The sequence below is a fragment of the Candidatus Binataceae bacterium genome (assembly GCA_035500095.1).
Classification (GTDB): Bacteria; Desulfobacterota; Binatia; order Binatales; family Binataceae; genus JAKAVN01.
The window spans coordinates 17,719-39,928 of sequence record DATJXN010000145.1; the positions used below are offsets into that span (position 1 = coordinate 17,719).

Sequence of the window (22,210 nt, forward strand, 5' to 3'; positions counted from 1 at the left end):
GGGCCGGATCCGGCCAACTGTTTGCCAACAACCGATCGCACAACAATTACGAATGGTTGCGCTGCCCATCAACAAATTCACAGGACCTACTGCTACTCTTATGATCTTTAGATCTAGATCGGATCTTTAGGATCAGAAGAGTGCAGCGGGGAGAGGATAAATGGAACTGACAATCGAGCGCGCGGTGCTGCAGAGCAGCCTGTCGCTGGTTCAGGGCATCGTGGAACGCCGCAACACGGTGCCGATACTCGGGCACGTGCTGCTCGAGCCCGACGGGGCCAATGTGCGGCTGGCCGCGACCGACCTCGAAGTCGGCATTCGCACGGAAATTCCCTGCCGGGTCGAGAAGAAAGGCAGCTTTACGCTAAACGCGCGCAAGCTCTTCGAGATCGTGCGCGAGGCCGAGGGCGGCGAAGTCGCCTTCAAGTCGCTCGACAACGATTGGGTCGAGCTCAAGTGCGGGCGGGCGAAATTCAAAATGATGGGGCTCGATCCGCGAAGCTTCCCCGCGATGCCCGCGCAGGCGCAGGCCAAGCCGCAGGGCGACGCTGCCCGCAAGGCGGCCAAGGGCGACCTCGGACTCCCGACCCGCGTCCTGGCGGAGATGATCGACAAGACGATCTTCGCGGTCAGCCCCGACGAGGCGCGCTACAACCTCGGCGGCGTGCTGGTCGAGGCTGCCGCCACGGGTGTTGCCAGGATGGTCGCGACCGACGGCCATCGGCTCGCGATGATCGAGCGCGAAGCCCCGGACTTCGAGATGCAGGGCAGCGCTATCATCCCGCGAAAGGGACTGGCCGAACTGCGCAAGCTGCTCGACCAGGAGGGCGACGAGCGAGTGCAACTGATGCTCGACGGGCAGCTCGCGTGGCTTAAGCGCGGGGCGACCGAAGTCTCGATGCGCCTGGTGGAAGGGGAATTTCCGGACTACCGCGGCGTCATCCCCAAGCATTCCAAATACTCGGTCCCAGTCGGCCGCGACGGCTTGCTGAATGCGATCAAGCGGGCCGCGATTTTCTCTAATGAGCGCTACCACGGCGTCAAGCTGGGACTCTCGAGCGGCGCGCTCACCGTGTCCTCGACCAGCCCCGAGATGGGCGAAGCCAGCGAGACCCTCGACGTCAACTTCAACGGCGAGGAGTTTTCGATCGGCTTCAACGCCGCCTACCTGATCCAGGCGCTCGGCGTGATGCCGGCCGAGAGCGACGCGAGCCTAGGGCTTAGCGACGAGGTCAGTCCCGGCGTAATCACCTCGGCGGCGGATTCGCAATTCACTTACGTCGTGATGCCGATGCGCCTTTGAGGCTGGCGCGCAAACGCATCCGCCATCCGGTCCAGGGCCCGCCCCTGGCGCCCCCGAGCGCAACGGCCAGTTAGGGAACGGTCGAGGGCGAGTTGGTTGGCGACGCGACCGTGGATGGTAGAGCGTTAGCGCCGGGAGGTTCTACAGCCACCAGGAGTTCCTTGTTGAGCACGTGCTGGCGCCCCTCGAACGGAAAGGCTTGTTCGCTGGCGGCCACCCCGCCTGCGCCGCCGAGCTGATTCAATAGGTCTTGCAGGGTTTGACGGTCGCGCCGGCGCACGATTATCCATCGGACCCTGTTTTCAAGTACGTCGCCTCGCAATTTGGCCGGATCGTCATAGTACGGCAGCGGATCCGGGAGATTGAGGTAGTAGAGCGGCCCGATGGTCTTGTACAGCACTACGCCCGTGGTGGCCGCGCCCATCTGGTGGCGGATATCCTGGGCGAATTGCTTTTCCCCGCGCCATCGATCGGCGGCCGGCATCGCAAAAATAAACAGGTAAGCTATGAAAAGTGCGCCGACGGTCATCGTTGACACCGCCACTCGCGGAGTGTCGAACTTTCTTAGCGCGTAGATTACCGAGAGCAGCGAGACCGCCCAGCAAATCGCATAGATCACGCGATCGGGAGCTGCCGGCAGCGTCGCCATCGAGCCCTTGAATATCCAAGCAGGCGGGAGCATCACGATCGCTCCGCCCGCGACCGCTATCGCGATAACTCCGTAACCAATCCGAAGGAGCCGGCGCGGCAGCGGCGACAGAGACTCGACCGGCATCGCCAGCATTCGCGCGACGAGCAGTGCCGCGGCCGGAAGAATCGGCAGAAGGTAGTAGCTGCGGCGCGATCCGGAAAGCGTGAAGAAGACGAAGGTCGCCCAGAAATAGACCAGCGCGAAGCGATGTCCGCGCTCCACTTCAACGCCGGAATCGCTCCGGGATAGGTCAACCGGCCCGCGATGAACCGACCGGTGATGCGCCTGGGCGAGCGCGGCAGGCAGAAGCGCGGACCACGGCATCATCAGGGCGAAGATGACGTAGCAATAAAGATAGATGGGGCCGCGATGGTCGAACGGATGGAAAAACCGCACGACGTTTTCCCGATAAACCATCTCCAGCCCTTTTTCGGAGCCGGTGCGCGCGGCCGAGATCGCGAACGGCACGTAGTAAACCGCCGCCCCAAGCGGGATCGCAACCACCGATTTCCAGTTGAATAGCCATCGGCTGCGCTCGAAGAGCCATCCGATTCGGTCAGTCAGCGGGCCGCGTGCAAGGCGGCGTCCCAACTCGGCCCATCCATCGGCCAGACCCGAATACACTCCGAGCACGATCAGCGGCAGCACGAAGCCGAGCAGTCCCTTGGTGAGCGATGTCGCCGCCATCACCAGCCATAGCCCGACCACCCACCATCCGTCCTGACGCCCTTCATTGCGCAGAAAAAGCGCGAACGCGGCCAGCTCGCCGGTGACCGTTTCAACGTCGGCCGAGGCATGGCGGGAAAAGAACACGAAGCTGAAACTGGTGGCGAGAATCACGCCGGCAAGCAGCCCGACGCGGCCGTCGTAGAGGCGCCGCCCGACGATCATCACCAGCCATACGCCGAGCACTCCCGCAATGGCGCATGGCAGCCGCGCCGACGTCTCGTCGAGTCCGCCGGTCAGCCAGCTCGCGGCCAGCACCAGCCAGTATGAACCGAGCGGCTTGTCGAAATAGACCTTGCCGTTGATGGTCGGCCAGAAATAGCGCGAGGTGAGCTGCATCTCACGCGCGATTTCGGCCCATCGAAATTCAGAAGACCAGAGCGCTCGCGCGCCCAGGCGGGTAAGAAACATCACCGCCGCCAGCGTCAGGACGGCGGCCGCGGCCGCGCGCCACGAGAGGACGTATCCGAAGACCTCTATTGAAGACTTGCACGCGGCATCCCGCGGCTCCGGCGGTCCGTCGGCGGCAGAACCCGGCGATCCGGCAAGACGTTCGGCGGCGCGGCGCGGGTGAGCGGTACTTTCCATTGCGCGATCAGGTTCGCAGCCTGTTCTCGCGCGTTCAAGGGGGAGAGCGGCTTCGCGGAAGGATACCGCCCTCGGGATACCGTCATGGCGAGCGAGTCCGATCTGAAACAAAGCGCGCCGGGAAAGGCCATTCGTGGTTTCCGATCGGTCCGGCTTTCAGCGGGCCTTGTCCTCCTCGGCTGAAAGTGCGGCGAGCTCGTCCGCCAGGATCGGCACGCCAAGATTGCACGCCTGGACGCCTTGCACGACACACAACTTGAGCACCTCCATGATTTCTTCCATCGAGGCACCCAGCTTGAGAGCGGCCTTGATATGGCGGCGCGTGCCCGGGGCGTACATATGAGTGTAGGAAGCGTCGAACGCGATACTTATAAGCTCGACAACTAGCGGACTCATCAGGCCGCTGCCGTAGATGCCCGCCCCGGTAGTCATGAATTCGTCCGTCCAGACCGGGTCCAGTTCAAGGAAGGGACCCCATGCGTCGTTCCATTGGCCCATCGCGCGCATCCGGTCGCACGCGGGCGTTGGATCTTTGGCTTTCGGCACGGGTTGCGCGCCCGCCGCTTTCGCCTCCTCGAGCAGGATGGGAGCGCCGAGGCTGCACGAATGAATCGCCATCACCGACGCCATCTTCAGCACCATCAGGATTTCTTCGCGCGAAGCGCCGGCTTGCAAGGCGGCGCGAATATGGCGGCGAGTGCCATCGGGATTCAGGTTGGTGCAGGCGGCGTTGAGCGCGACGCCTATCAGTTCAATCGTCTTGCGCGGCAGGATGCCTGAGGTCCACGGGTTGGTCGTCATCCTCGCGCAGGCTTCGGCCCAGTCAGGGTCCCACGTGCGGAGTTGTTCCAAAGCAGCGTCCCAAGGCCCGCCGATTCCGGTTTGTTTTGGAGTCGTCATTTCTCTGCCTTGAAAGACAAAAGCCGGTTCAGCGGCTGCGTACAGCTCCGTTCCGGAAGCTGCACGCAGCCGGCCGGACACCTTCTATGTCGATGTCGTCGTACTACAGAATGCGAGTCGGGTTCGACGGGACGGCCGCCGCCTTGGGTATCCGCCCGTCGGTCTCGTAGGTCAGGAATCCATTGTAGCCTTCAGCGCGATTTGGCGGCAGCCCGAGGTTGAACAGCGTCTCTTCCACGGTGTCGTACCAAACGCCGACTTTCATGATCTTGCGGGCTTCCTCAGCCGTCGCCACCCTGCGGCCAAACTGCTCGCAGAGCTTCACGGCCCACTCGATCTGCTTCACGGAATCCCAACGCTGTTTCTTCGCGTCCCAGATATTGTCCTCGTTGCCGACCCGTATATGGAGGCCCAGGATCAGCGCAAGATTCTGGATAGCTATATTGCCGCGCATGCTGCTCCAGAACGTCGCGCTGCTCGACCCGTGCGGCGTGCGCCGAACCATCTCCATCCAGTCGAACGGATTGCGGCCCATCGTGCCGCCGCCGTAGCCGCAGAGGGCCACGTTGAGCGGCCCCATATAGACGCCAGTGCGGATTAGGCGTTCGATGATCTCGAGCTGGTGAACGGTGCCGGGCACGAAATACGGTTGAATCTTGTGGGCGCGAAGGCGCTTGAGATGTTCAACATAGAAGGCCGGCGTCGAATCCACGACCATGTTGGCCCACGCGGCCGCCACCTTGGGGTCATCCAGGTGCGTTCCCTTGGCGTCGCCCGGCACGAAGGCGCTGGTGATGTCCCAAAGCGTCGTGCCGGTCGTCACCGTCACGAACTCGGGCTTCGGGTTAAGCTCGGTCAGCATGTGGCGGGTGTCATAGTCGAGCCACTTGGCCTTGGCTTCCGCCGTGTGCGGGGCGAACGAAATCGATCCGCCAACCTGGAGAATCATCTTCGGCACCGCTTCCTTGAGGCGCCCGATGAAGTAGTTGTACTCGTCGAAGTTCGCGGAGCCCTGACCGGTCTTGGGATCGCGTATGTGAACGTGCAGCATCGTGGCACCGGCGTTGTAACAATCGACCGCTCGCTGAAGCTGCTCGTCCCAGGTAAGCGGGATATCGCAGTCGCCGGGCAGCCATTCCGGTCCGAAGGGCGCCGCGGTGATGATCAGCGGCGCCATATTCTCCGGGAATAACGAATCGTCCGTGAAATACATGAAGGAGTCCTCCTGAAAGTCCTGATTTCTGCGTACTAAATGTCTTGCGAGACGCTCTTCTTGCCGTCAGACCTTGGTCTTGTCGAGCGCACTTCTGCTCGAGATCGTTTTGCCAAAAGCGGCTTTGCCGACGAATCCTGCTCACCCGCGAGCAGCCTGCGGATGCTGGTGAGGGAAGCGCCGCGCCCCCATTCTGCTAGCGGACGGCCTCGATCACAGGAGGCTTCCAGCTACCGTCCAGGATCGACGGCGAGTGCTCTCTGGGCCAGTACAGACGCAGCATGGGGATGAATTCGCCCTTGGGAGCAGGCAGCCAGTTCGATTCCCTGGCTTCGCCGGGCGAATCGGCCTGAAGGTACAAATCCACCGACCCGTCCGCGTTGGTCACGAATTTGTTCCGCTGGCTGAGCGTGTAGCGGTTTAACGGGTTCGGAACGAAGAAGTAGTGGCTATCGTACATCGTCAGTGACCAGAATCCGTTGACGGGCGGTAGTGCGCCCTTGGCGAAATGCATCACGTACTTCTTCGACGCGCCGTCATAGTGCTTGCCGTGCACATCCGCCCTTGAGGTCGGGTAGATCGCGTCCTGCGGACGATTCGCCCCCAAGCCGATAGCCGTTATCAGGGCGCGCTGGAGATAGTCCGTGCCATAGATTCCCGTCTTGGTTGTCACGACCCAGCCGTTTATCGGTTTCATGTGTTTGAAGTACTCGAGGATCTTGACCATCGCGAACTTCGGCACGGCTTTAACCAGCTCCTCGTCGAGCAGGCCAAGCTTGCTCGAGTCGAACTTCTGTCCCGGGACAAGACCAATCCTGGCCATCTTGGCCAGCATCGGAGCATCCGCCGCCGCCGGCGGATTGTCTTTCATCAGCTTCGCCAGGTAGTTGAAGTAGGCGTAGGTGTCCAACGAATCGACCTGGTCGCGGACCGCCTTCTTCATATCGAAGGCTGGATCGACTTGCCCCGCCGGGGGCGTGTAGGCCTTGCCATAGGAACTCAATGGAACAACCGAGAACTTGTCCTGCAGCTCGTGAACGGCTTGATAGTCTTCCGGCGTGCCGGTGCAATAGATGCGTCCGAGCAACCAGACAATTCCGGTCGGCGATTTGAGTTCTTTCACTCCGTCAGGAAGCTTTCCCGTCCACCCGGGCCCCGTGATCGCGTACCGCTGAGCTCCGCCGCCGCTGGTGCGCTTGCCCGGGACCGCGAAAACATCGGTCCACCCGTCGAGCATCGGCAACAGATAGTAGCGATCGCCCATGTCGGGCACGCTGATAATCCACGGCTCCTTGGAAACGTCGAGCCAGACGATCGTATAGAGGGTGTCCGCGTTCGGTGCGGTGACGCTGTGGTCATCGACCGCCGGATAAGTCCGCAGCTTGAGCAGCTGACCCATGGGAGCACGGCTGGAGTCGGGCTCGGCGACGTTGGTCAGCGCTCGACGCGTCATGTCCATGGTCACCAACGGGTATCCGTAGATGTAGGCCTGGGTGGCGATGTCCATCACGTCCTCGGCATAGGCACGATGGCCGCCAGTGCTGAGGATGATCGCGGCTATCAGCGATGCAGCCATCGAATGCCAACGAGCCCGTTTCGGTCTTGCAGCGGCAGGATTCATTCTTGGACCAACTCTCTTTCGGTAAGTGAAAGCCTTCAGGCAGCAGTGATTCTCTAGCGGTCCTGCTTTCGGCGGACCTCTTCTCACCAGATATCCTGCGAGAAGTCCACGCCGGGCGGCTATCGGACCTTGGTCCGATCGAAACCCGCGCACTTGCGCTGGACACTGCATGGGCAAGGCGATTCTGGCTCCCGTACATCGCGGCGAGCGCTCCGCGCATGCAAGCGATAGAAACACCGCTTCGGCGCGTGCTACCGTCAAAGATACCCGGTTCGCGCCGCCGGGAAGCTCCCCGGGAGATTAACGATCACTATGAGCGACGAGCACGGCCAGGCGGCCTCCGGACGCAAGCCCAACCGCCTCATCAACGAGCAGAGTCCGTACCTGCGCCAGCACGCTCACAATCCGGTGGATTGGTACGCATGGGGCGACGAGGCGCTCGAGCGGGCGCGCGCCGAAAACAAGCCCATCCTGCTCTCGATCGGCTACTCGGCGTGCCACTGGTGCCACGTGATGGAGCGCGAGTCGTTCGAGAACGAACAGATCGCGCAGTTGATGAACGAGAATTTTGTTCCGATCAAGGTCGATCGCGAGGAGCGTCCCGACCTCGACCAGATTTACATGGACGCGGTCCAACTGCTGACCGGGCGCGGCGGATGGCCGCTCACCGTGTTCCTGACGCCCGCCGGCGAGCCGTTTTACGGCGGCACCTATTTTCCGCCCGAAGATCGGCAGGGGATGCCCGGGTTTCCGCGCGTGCTGACCGCGATCGCCAACGCCTATCAGACGAAGCCGGACGACATTCGCCAGAACGTCGAGCGGCTGGGCAAGGGACTTTCCGGACTAGCGGAGTTCACGCCCGACGGCGGCGAATTGAAACCCGACCTGGCGGAGAGCGGCGCGCGCGCTCTCGCCGAGCACTACGATCGGATAAACGGCGGCCTCGGGCATGCGCCGAAATTTCCCAACACGTTCGTGTTCTCGCTGTTTCTGCGGACGCATCAGGCGACCGGCGACCTCGAATTCGGGCACATGGTGCGCGAGACGCTGACCAAAATGGCCAAGGGCGGCATCTACGATCAGCTTGGCGGCGGATTCCATCGCTACAGCGTGGACGATCGATGGCTGGTGCCACACTTCGAAAAGATGCTCTACGACAACGCGCTGCTGGCACGGCTTTATCTCGACGCCGGCCGCGCGCTCGGCGAGCCCGAGTTCGTGGGCGTTGCGCGCGAGATTCTCGATTACGCGCTGCGCGAGATGAGCAGTCCGGAGGGCGGCTTCTACTCGACCCAGGACGCCGACAGCGAGGGCGAGGAGGGCAGGTTCTTCGTCTGGACGCCGGCCGAGGCTCGCGCGGTGCTGGGCGAGGAGCTGAGCGTGATCGCGGAGCGCTACTTCGACATCACCGCGGAGGGGAATTTCGAGGGCGCCAACATCCTTCATCGCACGATCGGCGTGGACGACGCGGCGCGGCTGTTCAAGCGAAGTCCGGAGGAGATGGAACGCGCGCTGGGCGAGATTCGCCACCGTATGTTCGAGGCGCGCGAGCGCCGAGTCAAGCCGGCGCGCGACGAAAAGATCCTCGCCGCATGGAACGGCATGATGATCGGCACGCTGGCCGAGGGCTTTCGCGCGCTCGGCGATGAGCGCTATCTCAACGCCGCCGCGCGCGGTGCGGAGTTCGTGATGACGCGCCTGTGGGACGGCCACGCCCTCAAGCGTTCGTACAAGGACGGCGTCGCCCGCTTCAACGGCTATCTCGAGGATTACGCGCTCTTCGCGGGCGGGCTCATCGACCTGTACGAGGCCTCGCTCGACGGCCGCTATCTCGAACTCGCGCGCACGATGGCCGACGCGATCCTCGGGCGCTTTCTCGACGCGGACAACGGCGGCTTCTTTTTTACCTCGGCTGACCACGAACGGCTGATCGCGCGATCGAAGGCGGTCTTCGACGGCTCGACGCCCTCGGGCAACAGCGCGGCCGTGCTCGCGCTGCTCAGGCTTCACGCCTACACTGGCGAGGAGCGCTACTTCGCCGAGGCGCGGCGCACGCTCAATCTGCTCGCGAGCTTCGTCGAGCGCCAGCCGTTCGCGTTTTCGCACATGCTCGAAGCAATCGATCTTTACCAGCGCGGCGCGAGCGAGATCGTGATCGTCGGCGACTGCGCGGCGGATGAGCTCGAGGAGTGGATCGCGCGGCTCGGCCTGCTCTATCTGCCTAACCGCGCGCTGTTTCTGACCGACCCGCGCGCCGCGACAGGCGGCTTCGTGCCGGAGGCCGTGCGCGGCAAAACGCAGATTAACGGCAAACTTACGGCCTACGTCTGCCGCGAGCGGACGTGCACGGCGCCGATCACCTCGTTCGAGGCGCTTAGGGGAGAGCTCAGGGGTTGAGTGGGAACGCCGCGCGACGAACCGCAGCCGCCGGCGCCGCCGTGCTGCCGCTCGCGCCGATGGCGCTGGACCGGCCGGCGGTGGCCGGACGTTCGGTGCTCAAAGTCGCGGTTTTCAATGTCGCGGGTGGCGCGGACCTCGATGCGATCCGCCGTTGTTTCATGCGTCCGCCGCTCGCCGACGCGGGCACCCTGCTGCTATGCGAGGCAAGCTGGCGGGTGCCGCGGCACGCGATGGTCGAATTTGCGCCGAGTCTCGCGGCGGCGCTCAGGATGAGCTTCGTCTTTGTGCCGTCGTTCGGGCGCGTCGGCGCGAGCGGGGCAGTGCGCGCGCTCGGCAACGCGATCCTGTGTGCGCAGCCGATCGAGGATTTTCGCGCCATCCCGCTGACCCGGCCGCCGTTTCGCTTCTATCGGCATCCGCTGATCGGCGCTCACCAGGGAATCCTGGCCAGTGTCAGGACCGGCGTCGGGCGGGTCACGATGGGCGTGGTGCATCTGGAGCGCCGATGGGATCCCGCGGGGCGCGCCCGTCAGATGGAGGACTTTTTGCGGGCGATCGGCGACGAAGCGCGCGTCATCATCGGCGGCGATTTCAACACGAGCACGCTGGACATGGATCGGCGATGGTCGCTGTTGCGCGCGGCGGCGAAGATCGTCGCCTCTCCGCGGCGGTTTCGCGAGCCGCAGCCCTACGAGCCGCTCTTCGACAGAATGAACGAGCACGGACTGTCGATCAAAGGGGCGAACGTGGCGCATGCCCCGACGTTCACCTTGAGCCGGGCAGTGCCGATGCGCTGGCGGCCGAAGCTCGACTGGATCGCGGCGCGCGGAGTCGCGCCGAAAGAGGGATCTGCCGCCGTGGTGGCGGCGCGGACTTCGGTCCTCGGGCGGCGGGTCTCAGATCACGATTTCGTGCTGTGCGAATTCGGCTTGTGAAAACGCAACCCCGGAGCCGTGCTCCGCTGCTCCAGGTCAGCACCGCTTGCGGATACGTTCGGCCTCCGCAATCAGCGTCGGATAGCCGAACGAGGGCTGAACGCCGCTTAAATCCAGATTGCCGAGCTTGCGCGAGCGCGTGATCATCGCGCCCGCGGCTGCGGCAACTTCCGCCGCGGACTCCTCGCTCAGTTCATATCCGTAAAGCTCGCGCGCCATCGCCTTGGCGGTGTTCGCCGTCAGCTTCGCCATCGCGGGTCCTCCTTCAGATACTCCATAGCCTGTCAGATCTTCGGCAGCGGCAGCGGGCCGCGCGCGCGTTCGTACGCGTCGGCCACCTGCAGCACGGCGACCTCGTCGAAGGGTTTGCCGATGATCTGCATCGACAGCGGCAGGCCCTCGTTCGAGAGCCCGGTCGGAATCGACACCACCGGCTGGCCGGTCGCGTTGAACGGTCCGGTGAAGCGCACCATGTTGGCGATCATGTCGTAGGCGCGGTCGCCGATTTTCGGCGCGACCGTCGCCTGCGACGGGGCGAGCAGCACGGCGTGGTCCTGCAGCGCGTTGAGCGCCTCGGCCAGCATCAGGTTGCGCTCGCGCTGCGCGCGGACGTAATTGACCGCCGTAATCGTCATCGACGTTTCGATGAGCGAGCGGACGTCGGCGCCGTAATCGCCGGGTCGTTCCCGTATCCATTGTTCGTGGAACTCGAGCGCTTCCGCCATCAGCACGACCATCGTGACCAGCGCGCCTTCGACGAACGAGGGAACCGAAACCTCTTCGACCGCGGCGCCCAGCGAGGCCAGTTGCTTCTGCGCCGCCGTGAAGGCCCCCGCCACGGGCTCCGAGACCCCGGTGTTGAGCTCGCGGATCACGCCGACGCGTATGCCCTTGAGGTCGCCGCCGAGGCGGCTCGTGTAGTCGGGCACCGGCTCGCGGCTGGAAGTCGCGTCGTTGGGATCGTGACCCGCGATGACGTTCAGCATCAGCGCCGCGTCGCGCGCCGTGCGCGTGATCGGACCGGTATGGTCGAGCGAGTCGGAAAGCGGCATTACGCCATAGCGGCTGACGCGGCTCCAGGTCTGTTTCAGTCCGACGCATCCGCAACACGCCGCCGGGATCCGGATCGAGCCGCCGGTGTCGGTCCCGATCGTCGCCGCCGCGGTGCGCGCGACGATCGCCGCGCCCGAGCCGCCGCTGGAGCCGCCCGGAATGCGTTCGAGGTCGTAAGGATTGTGGCAGGCGCCCCAATGCGGATTGTTGGTGGTCGCGCCATAGGCGAATTCATGCAGGTTGAGCTTGCCGAGCAGCACCGCGCCCGCCGCGCCAAGGCGCGTCCACACGGTCGAGTCGTGATTCGGAACGAACTCGCCCAGGATTTTCGAGCCGCCGGTGGTCAGGATGCCCTTGGTGTAGCAGAGGTCCTTGAGCCCGATCGGCACGCCGTGAAACGGCCCGCGCCATTTTCCCGCCGCGATCTCTTTCTCCGCGGTGCGTGCCATCGTACGCGCGGCGTCGGCGGTCACGGTGATGTAGGAGGCGATGCGCTCGTCGACCGCTTCGATGCGATCGAGATAGGCCTCGGTCAGTTCGACCGGCGAAATTTCCTGCGCGCGCAGCTTTTGCGCCAGCGTGGCGACGTCGAAATCGAGCAGCGGGCTTGGATTTGCCATCGGTCACCTCGCGCGTGTGGAGTTGCTCTATCGCGGACGGGCCGGATGCCGAGGTGCGCCGGCGGAGCCCGTCCACGCGCGCCAGCCTAGCGCAATTTTCGGCGCGAGCGTGAGCGCTCGCGCCGCCGATTACTTCACGATCCCGCGGCGGCGGAGGTCGGCGATCCGGTCGCGGCCGTAGCCGAGATGGCGCGCGAGAATCTCGTCGGTGTGCTCGCCCAAAAGCGGCGCGGCATGCTCCGCCTTGCCGGGCGTCGCCGAGAACTTCGCCAGCGTGCCCGTTTGCACGACGCTGCCCCATTGCGAATGGCGCAATTCGGCGAGCAGCTGATTCGCCTGGACCTGCGGATCGTCGAAGAGCTCGGCGGTGCGATGCGTGGCGAGTGCCGGAACGCCGGCGGCGCCGAGCGACGCCAGGGCGTCGGCGCGATCGACGGCCTTGAGCGCCGCGGCGATCGTTTCGGCAAGCGGGCTGTCCTCGGGCGCGCGCGCGGCCTCCTCATACGGCGTGCCGGCGCCGAGATTGCACACGCGGCGCATCGCTTTCCACTGCGTGGGCTCGGCGGCGTGGACGAAAATCCATCGTGCGTCGCGGCACTGGTAGGCGCGGCAGAGCGCCGAGCGTCCGCGCGATTCGGGGCGGCCGTTTTCCATGTCGGGGCGGCCGTCGTAAAAGATGAATTCGCCCTGCTGGAACGCCATCGCGGACTGCAAAAGCGAGGTCTCGCATAGTTGGCCGCGGCCGAGCCGCGCGCGCGCGCGCAGCGCGAGCGCGCATCCGAATGCCGACAGCATCGCCGCCCCGTAATCGCAGACGGCGCAGGTCAGGTAGAGCGGCGGATGGCCGCGGCCGCCCTCGGCCGCCATCAGGCCCGAGCGCGCCTGCAGCAGGGGATCGAAACCGGGCTGGTCATGCTCGGGGCCGCGGTTGCCGAAACCATTGACCGACATATAAATGAGGCGCGGATTGATCGCCGCCAAAGCCTCGTAGTCGAGCCCGAAGCGGCGCATCCTGCCCGGGCGGAGGTTTTCGACCACGACGTCGGCGCAGCGCACCAGGCCGTGAATTATCTCGCGCCCCTCGCTGGAGGCGAGGTCGAGCGAGAGCCCGCGCTTGCCCTGATTCCAGCCGAGGAAGCCGAAGCCAAAGTGGCGGAAAGCGTCGCCCTCGAGGCTTTCGATCTTGATCACGTCGGCGCCCATCTGACCGAGGATCATCGGACCGTACGAGCCCGCGATGTAGCTGCAGAAATCAAGGATGAGGACGCCGTCGAGCGGGCCGCGAGCGAAGTTGCCGTTCTGCGGCGCGGCGGCGCGGACGTTCGGCACTGGCTCCAGGAGCCATCGTTCCGCGTCGCGGTCGCTTTCGATAGCTGGCGCCGGTCCGGCGATCGCGCCCGGCGTGCGCTCGAGGCCGACGGCGATGCCCGCCTGGATCGTCGCGCCCAGCGCGGGATCCTGGAGCGCGCGGCGCATCGCGAGCGCCTCGACCTGCGGGTGGCCGATGAAGTCCGTGCGCGAGAGCACGGGCGCGCAGGGGATGTCGTTTTCGCGCAGGATGAGGAGCCACTCTGCGCGTGGCCGCGTCGCGAATATTTCCTGCAGCAGATCTTTGAGAGCCTGGCGATGCGCGCTCGCGACGCCCCACGGCGCGCCCTCGAAGCGCGCGTCAGATACCAGTTCGGGCCGCTCGAGCGCGAGCGCGAGCTTGTTCCAAAAGGTCACGTTGCCGCAGGCGACGAAGAGGTATTCGCCGTCGGCGGCGCGAAACAGCCGGTAGCAAGGAATCGGGCCGAGCGGATCCAGCGGTCCTTCGTACATCCGCGTCATCTTCTCATGGCGCATGATGCCGCCGGTCTGCAGCGAAAACGCCCCAGCCAGCAGGGAGACTTCCACCAGTTGCCCGCCGCCGCCCGACTCGCGCGCGCTGAGCGCAGCGGCCACGGCGGTCGCGCCGAGCACGCCGGCCGCGTAGCTGGCGGCGGGAAAGTGCAGCGCCACGGGATTTCCGCTGAGCGCCCACTGGCTGCCGTAGATGCCGCCGAGCGCGGAGGCCAATTCGTCGCTGGCGTCGAAATCGGCGAGCGGCCCGCGGTTTCCGAGCGGCGGAACGTGCAGCACGATCAAATCCGGATTGATGCGGCAAAGTTCCGCATAATCAAGCTTAAGCTCGCGCATCCGCGCGCCGGTCCATCCGATCACCGCGACGCCGGCCCATCGCAGCAGCCGCTCGACCTGCGCACGTTCGGCCTTAACGTCGAAAAAGAGCGCGCGTTTGCTGCGATTGAGCGCGTGGAAATGCGCCGAGCCGCGCGCGCGGGCGCCGGCCGGGGGTTCGACCTTGATGGCATGCGCGCCGTGCTCGGCAAGCAGCATCGCGGCGTAAGCGGCGCCTAGGTTGGAGTCGAATTCAACCAGGTTGATGCCGTCGAGGGCCTTATTCATCGGTAGGCTCGGTGCGAAAAGGGGCGCTTGTGCGCAAGGCTCGAAATTCTCACGGGGCGGGCGCGACGCGCAAGCGCTCAAAAACTGCTGGTTTCGCGGCCGTGAGCGGCTCCGCGCGGATGAATTCAATCGCGCATAACTCGCGCGTAACCAGCGCGTAACTTTTGCTCTTTAAAACACCCCTCGTTGAAAGTATCCCTACGCGGGACCGGTGCCATTTCGTCCAAAACAGGAAGCAGATGTTCGCGCTCGAGTTGCGAGACGCGACGACTCAGGGGGTCCAATGAAGCTGGGAGGAGTACGTCGATTCGGGGTGGGATTGGTTGCCGGCGCCGCGCTGGCGATCGCGACAGGATGCTCGACGGCCGGATGGGGCCCGGCGCCAGCCAACACCGGCGCCCCGAGCGGAGCACACGGCGCTCCGCCCATGGTCATGACGACCGGGATGCGGCTTCACGAGAAGGAGGGCGAGGTCATGGTACCGCCGTGGGTACGGGTTCAGGACTGCTCGATCGTGGCTATTTCTACGCCTGACCGTTGGGCCTGCCCGGACGGCAAGGTTTACACCTCGTTTGACCTGGCTCGCGCGCGGACCGGTGAATACGTGCTGCCACCGCTGCCGCCGCCGGCGCCGATCGTGGTCACTCCGCTGCCTGAGGTAGCGGCTGCGTCGTCGACGGAAAAAATTATCCTGCGCGGCGTGCACTTTGACTTCAACAAAGCGGACATCCGTCCGCAGGATGCTGCGGTGCTGGATGAGGCTGCGGGAACTCTGAAGTCGCATCCGGATGTCGCGGTGAACGTGAACGGTTATTGCGATTCGATCGGCGGCGTCAGATACAACCTCGGCCTCTCGCAGCGCCGCGCCGACGCGGTCGTGCACTACCTGGCCGATCACGGCGTAGCGGAGGGCCGGCTTAGTCCGCACGGCTACGGCAAGACAGACTTCATTGCGAGCAACAGCACCGACGAAGGCCGGGGGCAGAATCGCCGCGTCGAAATGGTCCCGAACTCGACCGGCAAGGTCTTCATCATGGGAACCCCGGGCAGTCGCTAAAGACAACGCGGGCATCGCGAAAACCGGAACGCGGGCTATCGGGGGAATATGAAGCTTGCACGCAAGCAAAGCGGCTCTGCCGCGGGGGATCGAATGAGGTCAGAAGTAGTGCGCCGATTCGGGCTCGCGGCGATCATCGCCGCCGTCCTGGGATCGGCTGCCGGATGCTCATCCTTCAGCGAGCTCACTTCGTCGCAAAGAGGATGGGGTCCGCCTCCGCCGAGCGGCGGCGCACCGGTCGCGGCGCAGCAGGGCGCTCCAGCAATGTCCCAGACGACCGGGATGAAGCTCACTCAGAAGGACGAGTCCGTGAAAGTGCCGTCATGGATACGGGTGCAGGACTGCGCGATCGTCGCGATCTCGACGCCGAGCCGCTACGCCTGCCCGGACGGAAGGGTCTACACCGGCACCGAACTCTACGATTCCCGCTCGGCCAACTGACGGGCTAATGGCAACGGACGGATCAACGCAGCAAACGGATCAACGCAGCATGGGACTGCCGCAAGCGCGCGGCGATAGAAGGCAGGTCACCGGTGACGGGGGTATTCGGCAAAAAAGCCGAAAAGCCGAGGAGAGAGGGTCAATGAAAGGTAACAGGTTGCTAGCTGTCGCGCTCGCGATCGTAATCGTGGGCGGAGTCGTTGCCGCTGGGGCGCAACGTGCGTTCGCGCAAAGTTCCAGCAGCGGCGCGATGAAACTCTGGGTCGACCAAAGCACCGGCCAGGTCTTCGTGCGGCCGGGCAAGGGCCGCGTTCCGCTTTCGATAACTACGGAAGACGCGAACGCGATCGAGCAGCAGGTCGAGCAGAAGGTCCAGGCCAATACCAATGCTCAGATAAAGGCCCAGGTCGAGCAGAGCGCGGCGCAGCTGCAGGAGCAGAACCAGGCGCTGGCGACGCAGGTCGCGCAGATGCAGCCGGCGTGGAAGAGCTACATGGACGACTTCCACGACAAGTTCCGGCTAGGTGCAGTCTTCTACGGCGACTACCGCTTCTATACCAACACGGGTTTCCAGCCGCAGGAGATGACCCAGCTCACCAACCCGGGTCCGGGTAACAACGACTACAACTCGTTCGACGTCACCCGCACCTATCTCAATTTCTTCTTCTTTCCGACCAAGGACTGGGAGCTGCGGCTGACGCCCAATATGTACAAGACTATCGGCTCCTCGAACGACAAGGTCGGCCAGACGACGGGCTTCGGCAGCAACCTCGACGGGAATCTCGGAGTGCGGATGAAGTACGCCGTGCTCACCTACAACGGGCTGCTCAATTCGATTCCGATGCTCAAGGGCGGAGTGGTTATGCTCGGCGAGCAACCCAATCCGCTGGTCGACTGGGAAGAGCAGCTTTATGGATTCCGTTACGTCAACCTGACGCCGTGGAACTACCTGAGCCTGTCCTCGACGCAGGTCGGCGTGGGCATGGCGGGTCCCGTCAAGTTTGGCGAAAAGACCTATTTCGACTACGCGTTCGGCGCTTATGACAACTCGAGCTTCCACGCTTTCGAGCAGTCAGACACAAAGCAGGCCATGGTCCGTGGCACCGTGTACCCGTTCGGCGCGAAATGGCGTTTCGATGGATTGGGTTTCACCGGTTTCTATAACTATGGCTACGGCAACACCGCGCCTGACACCGCCGATCTGCCGACGGCACTGAAGGGCGGTGACGCGCAAATACAGAGGCTCGCGGCGCTCGTGCACTACACTGCCTATAACTGGGGTATTGCGGGCGAGTACGACTGGGGCCGCAACGCGTTCCAGGCGTCTAACCTGTGGTCGGGCAGCGGACCGGCTGACGCATTCGGATTCCCGACCGGTAAGCCGATCACCTCGGGCACGTTCGCCGGCAATTCCTGCGGCGACGGAAAGACCACTACCATTGTCGGTGGCAAACCGACGGTTCTCAACCCTTGCTATCCGCTGTTTAACACCTACGGACCGCAAGCGTCGGCGCAGACGGCGATTCTGAACAACGGCCAGGCGGATCAGCAGGGCTTCGACTTCTTCGGCCACTTCCACATCCCGCAGACGCCGCTCACGCTGTTCGGGATGTTCCAGTGGTTCATGCCGAATACCAACTTCGCCACTAACCCACTTGACTTTCAGCGCTGGATCTTCGGCCTGAGCTATCAGTACAACGAGTACGTGCGATTCGCGATCGATTCGCAGAACATCTCGTACTACCACAACCAGCAGACGATTCCGATTTCCGTGCTGAAGCCGCTCGGCTACTCGCCCGGCGGGACGTTCAACGGTTGGACGTTGCCCAAGACCGGCGCCATTCCGGAGATGGTGCAGCGCGATACGCACTCCATCTTCGCCAACGTGGAGTTCAGCTACTGAGGTAGTCTCCATACCTCAACCGCGGCGGCGGCGCTGGATGAGTCCTCCCCGGCTCATCCGCGGCCGCCGCCGCACTTTCCGGCGGCGCGCGCCGTCAAGCTTTTTGACCTCAAGATTCGCCGGATCCGGGGCGCGTGGAGCGGTTAAAGTTTCGTCGCGCCCCAGCGGTCGGGTTGGTACAATCGCAAATCCACGGAACAAGGGACCACGACATTGAAAAAACCGATACGCAGTCTTGCTGCCCACGTAATCGCATCGTCGGCGCTGCTCGCCGGCGCCGTTATGGTTCTCCTGGCCACGGCGCGAATCTCCAACGCCGCGCTCCGCGTGACCGGCGCCGGCGCGACTTTTCCCTACCCGATTTATTCGAAATGGTTCGACGAGTATCACAAGCTGCATCCGGACATCGAGGTCAACTACCAGTCGATCGGATCGGGCGGCGGAATCAGGCAGGTAACCGATGGCACGGTGGACTTCGGCGCGACCGACGGGCCGATGACCGACGAGCAGATCAAGGCCTACAAGGACAAGCATCACTTCGGCATCCTGCATTTTCCGACCGTGATCGGCGCTGTCGTTCCTGCCTACAACGTCGCCGGCATCAAGGAACCGCTCAAGTTTACCCCCGAGACGCTGGCCGGAATTTTCCTGGGCAGGATCACGAAGTGGAATGACCCGGAGCTGGCCAAGATCAACCCCGGCGTCAGCCTTCCCGACTCCGGCATCGTGGTCGCGCACCGTGCCGACGGCAGCGGCACGACCTACGTGTGGACCGATTACCTGAGCAAGGTCAGTGGCGATTGGGGCAAGAGCGTAGGCAAGGGCACCGCCGTCAAGTGGCCGGTGGGGCTCGGCGGCAAGGGTAATGAAGGGGTTGCGGCGGTTATCAAGAACACGCCGAACTCGATCGGCTACGTGGAACTTATCTATGCGCTGAGAAGCGACATGCCCTTCGGCGAAGTGCGCAACGCCGCGGGCAAGTTCATGAAGGGCTCGCTCGCCGGCGCGAGCGCCGCGGCGGCGGGCGTCGCAATGCCCGACGACTTCAGGGTATCGATAACCAATTCGGCCGCGCCCGACGCCTATCCGATCGCGAGCTTCACCTGGCTGCTCATTCCCGAAAAGATTTCCGACCCGGCCAAGAAGACGGCCATCACGCAGCTGTTGACCTGGGTGCTGACCGACGGCCAGAGTATGAGCTCAAAGCTGTCCTATGCGCCGCTGCCCAAGAGCGTGGTGGACAAGGAGCTAAATAGCATATCGCTTATTCAGTAGGCGGCGCGCTGCGACCGCGTTTTCCAGGAGTGCCACCGGTATCGCGCCGCGTCGCAGGGGCTCTTGCGCTCGCCGTCGCCGCGGCGCTGGTCGTCGCCGGATGCTCGATGCTGCAGGAAACTCCGCAGCAGCGCGCCCAGCGGATCGAACCGATGCTTGCGGCGGCCGGGTTCCACATGCTGGCCGCCGACACGCCCGAGCGAGTCGCCGAAACCCAGCGGCTGACGCCGCTCAAGGTTCGCTATTACCTCGACAACGGCAAGCCGCGCTACTGGTTCAACGATCCGGTGAGCTGCCACTGCGTCTATGTCGGCGGCGAGAAGAACTACCAGCAGTACGAGCGGATAAGGCTGAGCCAGCAGGCCGCGCAGCAGGAGGAAGCGGCGGCACGGATGAATGAAGACGCGGTCGAGCAGGAGCAGATGAACATGATGCTGTGGCCGGGACCGTTCATCATGTATTGATCGCGCCGCGCGGGCTCGCCCGCCCGGCGGCGCTCAGCGCCCTTCGAGCGACTGGCCGGCGGCCCGTTCCAGTCCCGCCTTCGCCACCGCGAACGCGTACAGCGTGTTGACGTAGCCGGCCTTGTCCTGGATGAAGTCGCGCTCGGCGTCGGTCAGCTCGATGATGTTGCCGAGACCGGCGGCGTAGCGCTTGCGGGCGAGCGTGAGTTCGACGCGCGAAGCGTCGAGCGTGACCAGCGCTTCCTGGATCTCCTGATGCGCGTTCTGCCAGTCGAGGAACGCGGTTTTGACCTCGAGCAGGATGCGCTGGCGCAAATCGGCGATCGAATGTTCGATCGCGTCGCGTCTGAGCCGCGCCTCCTCCATCTGATGCGTCGTCAGCAAACCGTTGAAGATCGGCCAGCTAATCACCAGTCCGATGTTGTAGTTGTTGACCGCCGGGAGCCCGGTCCCGACCGCATTATAGCTCGCCGCCGCGTTCACCGTCGGGAACAGGTCGCTGCGGTATTCGCTGATCCTTGCGCCGGCAGCGCGCGCCTGGTCTTCGAGCGCCAAGAGGTCGGGACGCAGCTTCATCGCGGCGCCGACGTAAACCTCGGCCGTGCCGACTATCTCAGTGGAGCTGAGCGTCTGCGAGAGCTCGTAGTCGGGCGCTTCGGCGCCGAGGCCCATCGCATTGTCCAGCGCCGCCTTGGCCGTGAGAACCGCGTTGCGCTCGGCGAGGAGCTGGGTTTCGGCGCGCGCGAACTGCGCCTCGGCGGTATAGACGTCGATCTGCGGAGCCAGCGCGGCCGCCGCCCTGACCTTCGCTTCGTGCACCTGTTCCTGGCGCTGGGTGATCGCTTCTTCGTAAACGGTGACCAGTTGCCGGGCCGCGAGCAGCGCAAAATAGCGCTGCGAGGTTTCAAAAATCAGGTCAAGCTCGGTGAGCTTGAGTTGGGCAGCGGCGGCGTCTGCTTGCGCGCGGCGCTCGGTTACGAAGCCCCGTACGCGGCCGAAATCGAACAGGTATTGCGAGGCGCCGATCGCGCCCAGATAGTTGTTTTCGAGCGACCAGGCCTGCGGCTCGCCGGCTGCGCCGTTGTGGCGCGGGATGAAGCCGGGGTTGAGGTAGCCGGCCTCTCCGATGCCGTTCTGGGTCGCGCCGAGGTAGCTGGCGGCGCCGTAGAGTTGGGGCAGCATCGCTGACTTCGCCTCGCCGACCTGCTCCTCGGCCGCACCCGCCTCTGAGCTCGCGACCATGCGCCGTGGATGGTTTTCCAGAGTGAAGCCGATAGCCTCGCCCAGCGTGAGACGCTGGCCCGGCGTGGGCATCGAAAGTGCCCACAACGTGGGCGTCGGTGCGAGGACCAGGCAAGACAGCGCGACGGCGAGGGCGCGCCCAGGCGTGATCAGCATAGTCTTTCCCTCCGCTCAGTTGCGGTTTGCTTTGACCAGTTCGGGTTGGAATCCCAGTTGGTAGTGATTGTCGAGCACCGTGCGCACCTGCTCGCCGCTGCTGAGCGCCGCGGTGAGCGAGCGCACCACTTTCTCGCTGCCGCTAAGCCCCGAGGTGATCTCCATGTAGATGCCGGTGTTGATCCCGATGGTCACCGGGACCTCCTCGAGCCGGCCGCCGCGCGCGACCAGGACGAAATGGCCGCCGTTCGGGCTGTCGGCGACGGCGCTGTCAGGCAGCTTGATCGCGTCGCCGTGGCGCTCGAGTTCGAGCGTGGCGTTGGCATACATGCCGGGGTAGATTTCTCGTCGCGAGTTGTCGAGGTCGATCTCGGTGAGCATCGTGCGCGTGGAGAAGTCCAGCGAATGGGCGAAGCGTGCGACGCTGGCCATGTAGGTGTGTCCGGGCAGCTCGCGAAACTCAAGCCGCACCGGCATCCCCACCCGCACGTAGCCGACCGCATCCTGCGGAACGTAAACGTACACCCGCAGCTTCGAGATGTCGGCCACGCTCACCACCGGCGCCGCGCTCCCGCCCGCGTTCGCCGTGCCTTCCATCGGCGCCGTTGCGCTGTCCTGGCCGCCGGCCCTGATTAGCGCGCCGGGATCGACGAAGCGCTCGGTCACGATCCCGTCGAAGGGCGCCACGATTTGCGTATACGCGACCATCGCCGCAAGCTCATTGTACTCGGCCTGCGCCTGCTGGAACTTGCTGAAGGCCATATCGACGTCCTGGCGCGCGACGAGCCGCGGATCCTCCTTCCACACCTTGTCGAGCCGATCGTAGGTGAGCCGCTGGATCTCCAGGTTCGAGCGCGCGCGGTCCAGCCGCTGGCGCAACTCGGGAACCTCGATGTTCGCCAGCACCTCGCCCTTCTTCACCGGGTCGCCCTTGTCGACCTGGATATCCTTCAAATAACCGGTGACCTTGGCGTAGAGCGCCGACTGGTAGTAGCCGACCGCGTCGCCGGGGAGCGTTATCGAGCGGATCGCTTCGCCGCGCTGCGGTCTGATGACGACCACCTGCGGCGCTGCCGCGGGAGCTTCGGCGTCCTCATGATGGCATCCGGCGAGCAGCGCGGCCCCGGCAAGCAGGATCGCCGCCGTGGTCGTCATCGCACGTGATCGATTCATCGTG

Annotated in this window: 17 protein-coding genes; 8 read left to right on the forward strand and 9 right to left on the reverse strand. The window is 64.4% G+C overall.

The window, feature by feature from the left end; all coding sequences use genetic code 11:
* Positions 1–160: 160 nt before the first annotated feature.
* A complete protein-coding gene (gene dnaN, locus VMI09_15845) occupies positions 161–1,303 on the forward strand; it encodes a DNA polymerase III subunit beta (protein ID HTQ26159.1) in 1,143 nt (380 codons plus the stop codon).
* A 70-nt stretch (positions 1,304–1,373) separates the two neighbouring features.
* On the opposite strand, the gene VMI09_15850 is transcribed toward dnaN, so the two are convergent.
* The 4 genes from VMI09_15850 to VMI09_15865 all read right to left on the reverse strand — a co-directional run bounded on the left by VMI09_15850 (position 1,374) and on the right by VMI09_15865 (position 6,997).
* Complete coding sequence (locus VMI09_15850; GenBank protein HTQ26160.1) at positions 1,374–3,308, reverse strand: glycosyltransferase family 39 protein; 1,935 nt, start codon at positions 3,306–3,308, stop codon at positions 1,374–1,376.
* Between the two features lie 156 nt (positions 3,309–3,464).
* The gene (locus VMI09_15855) at positions 3,465–4,208 is read right to left on the reverse strand and encodes a carboxymuconolactone decarboxylase family protein (GenBank protein ID HTQ26161.1); all 744 of its coding nucleotides are present in this window, start codon (positions 4,206–4,208) and stop codon (positions 3,465–3,467) included.
* Between the two features lie 103 nt (positions 4,209–4,311).
* Positions 4,312–5,421, reverse strand: a complete 1,110-nt coding sequence (locus VMI09_15860) for a 3-keto-5-aminohexanoate cleavage protein (GenBank protein HTQ26162.1) — start codon at positions 5,419–5,421, stop codon at positions 4,312–4,314.
* A 196-nt stretch (positions 5,422–5,617) separates the two neighbouring features.
* On the reverse strand, positions 5,618–6,997 hold the full coding sequence (locus VMI09_15865) for a DUF1254 domain-containing protein (GenBank protein ID HTQ26163.1): 1,380 nt from the start codon (positions 6,995–6,997) through the stop codon (positions 5,618–5,620).
* 357 nt (positions 6,998–7,354) lie between these two features.
* Here VMI09_15865 and VMI09_15870 point away from each other — a divergent pair, with 357 nt between their 5' ends.
* Positions 7,355–9,439, forward strand: coding sequence for a thioredoxin domain-containing protein (locus VMI09_15870; GenBank protein HTQ26164.1), 2,085 nt, complete (start codon positions 7,355–7,357; stop codon positions 9,437–9,439).
* Positions 9,436–10,377 carry a hypothetical protein gene (locus VMI09_15875; GenBank protein HTQ26165.1) on the forward strand — a complete coding sequence of 314 codons (942 nt, stop codon included), beginning with the start codon at positions 9,436–9,438 and terminating at the stop codon, positions 10,375–10,377. The genes VMI09_15870 and VMI09_15875 overlap by 4 nt, the downstream gene beginning before the upstream one ends.
* A 36-nt stretch (positions 10,378–10,413) precedes the next feature.
* Here the strand turns inward: VMI09_15875 and VMI09_15880 are convergent, their stop codons facing one another.
* The 3 genes from VMI09_15880 to VMI09_15890 form a co-directional block, all read right to left on the reverse strand.
* Positions 10,414–10,629, reverse strand: a complete 216-nt coding sequence (locus VMI09_15880) for a hypothetical protein (GenBank protein HTQ26166.1) — start codon at positions 10,627–10,629, stop codon at positions 10,414–10,416.
* 32 nt (positions 10,630–10,661) lie between these two features.
* On the reverse strand, positions 10,662–12,050 hold the full coding sequence (locus VMI09_15885) for an amidase (protein HTQ26167.1): 1,389 nt from the start codon (positions 12,048–12,050) through the stop codon (positions 10,662–10,664).
* A gap of 129 nt (positions 12,051–12,179) precedes the next feature.
* Positions 12,180–14,495 carry a CoA transferase gene (locus VMI09_15890; GenBank protein ID HTQ26168.1) on the reverse strand — a complete coding sequence of 772 codons (2,316 nt, stop codon included), beginning with the start codon at positions 14,493–14,495 and terminating at the stop codon, positions 12,180–12,182.
* Positions 14,496–14,928: 433 nt separating this feature from the next.
* Between VMI09_15890 and VMI09_15895 the strand changes: the two genes are divergently transcribed.
* The 5 genes from VMI09_15895 (at position 14,929) to VMI09_15915 (ending at position 19,635) form a co-directional block, all read left to right on the forward strand.
* Positions 14,929–15,552 carry an OmpA family protein gene (locus VMI09_15895; GenBank protein ID HTQ26169.1) on the forward strand — a complete coding sequence of 208 codons (624 nt, stop codon included), beginning with the start codon at positions 14,929–14,931 and terminating at the stop codon, positions 15,550–15,552.
* A 93-nt stretch (positions 15,553–15,645) separates the two neighbouring features.
* Positions 15,646–15,993, forward strand: coding sequence for a hypothetical protein (locus tag VMI09_15900; GenBank protein ID HTQ26170.1), 348 nt, complete (start codon positions 15,646–15,648; stop codon positions 15,991–15,993).
* A 142-nt stretch (positions 15,994–16,135) separates the two neighbouring features.
* A complete protein-coding gene (locus VMI09_15905) occupies positions 16,136–17,896 on the forward strand; it encodes a hypothetical protein (GenBank protein ID HTQ26171.1) in 1,761 nt (586 codons plus the stop codon).
* A gap of 213 nt (positions 17,897–18,109) precedes the next feature.
* Complete coding sequence (gene pstS / locus VMI09_15910) at positions 18,110–19,171, forward strand: phosphate ABC transporter substrate-binding protein PstS (protein HTQ26172.1); 1,062 nt, start codon at positions 18,110–18,112, stop codon at positions 19,169–19,171.
* A 29-nt stretch (positions 19,172–19,200) separates the two neighbouring features.
* On the forward strand, positions 19,201–19,635 hold the full coding sequence (locus VMI09_15915; GenBank protein HTQ26173.1) for a hypothetical protein: 435 nt from the start codon (positions 19,201–19,203) through the stop codon (positions 19,633–19,635).
* Positions 19,636–19,668: 33 nt separating this feature from the next.
* Here VMI09_15915 and VMI09_15920 read toward each other — a convergent pair whose 3' ends face one another.
* Both VMI09_15920 and VMI09_15925 read right to left on the reverse strand, forming a co-directional pair.
* On the reverse strand, positions 19,669–21,033 hold the full coding sequence (locus VMI09_15920) for a TolC family protein (protein HTQ26174.1): 1,365 nt from the start codon (positions 21,031–21,033) through the stop codon (positions 19,669–19,671).
* A 15-nt stretch (positions 21,034–21,048) separates the two neighbouring features.
* Entirely contained in the window at positions 21,049–22,206 is a 1,158-nt protein-coding gene (locus VMI09_15925; protein ID HTQ26175.1) for an efflux RND transporter periplasmic adaptor subunit, read from the reverse strand.
* Positions 22,207–22,210 lie beyond the last annotated feature (4 nt).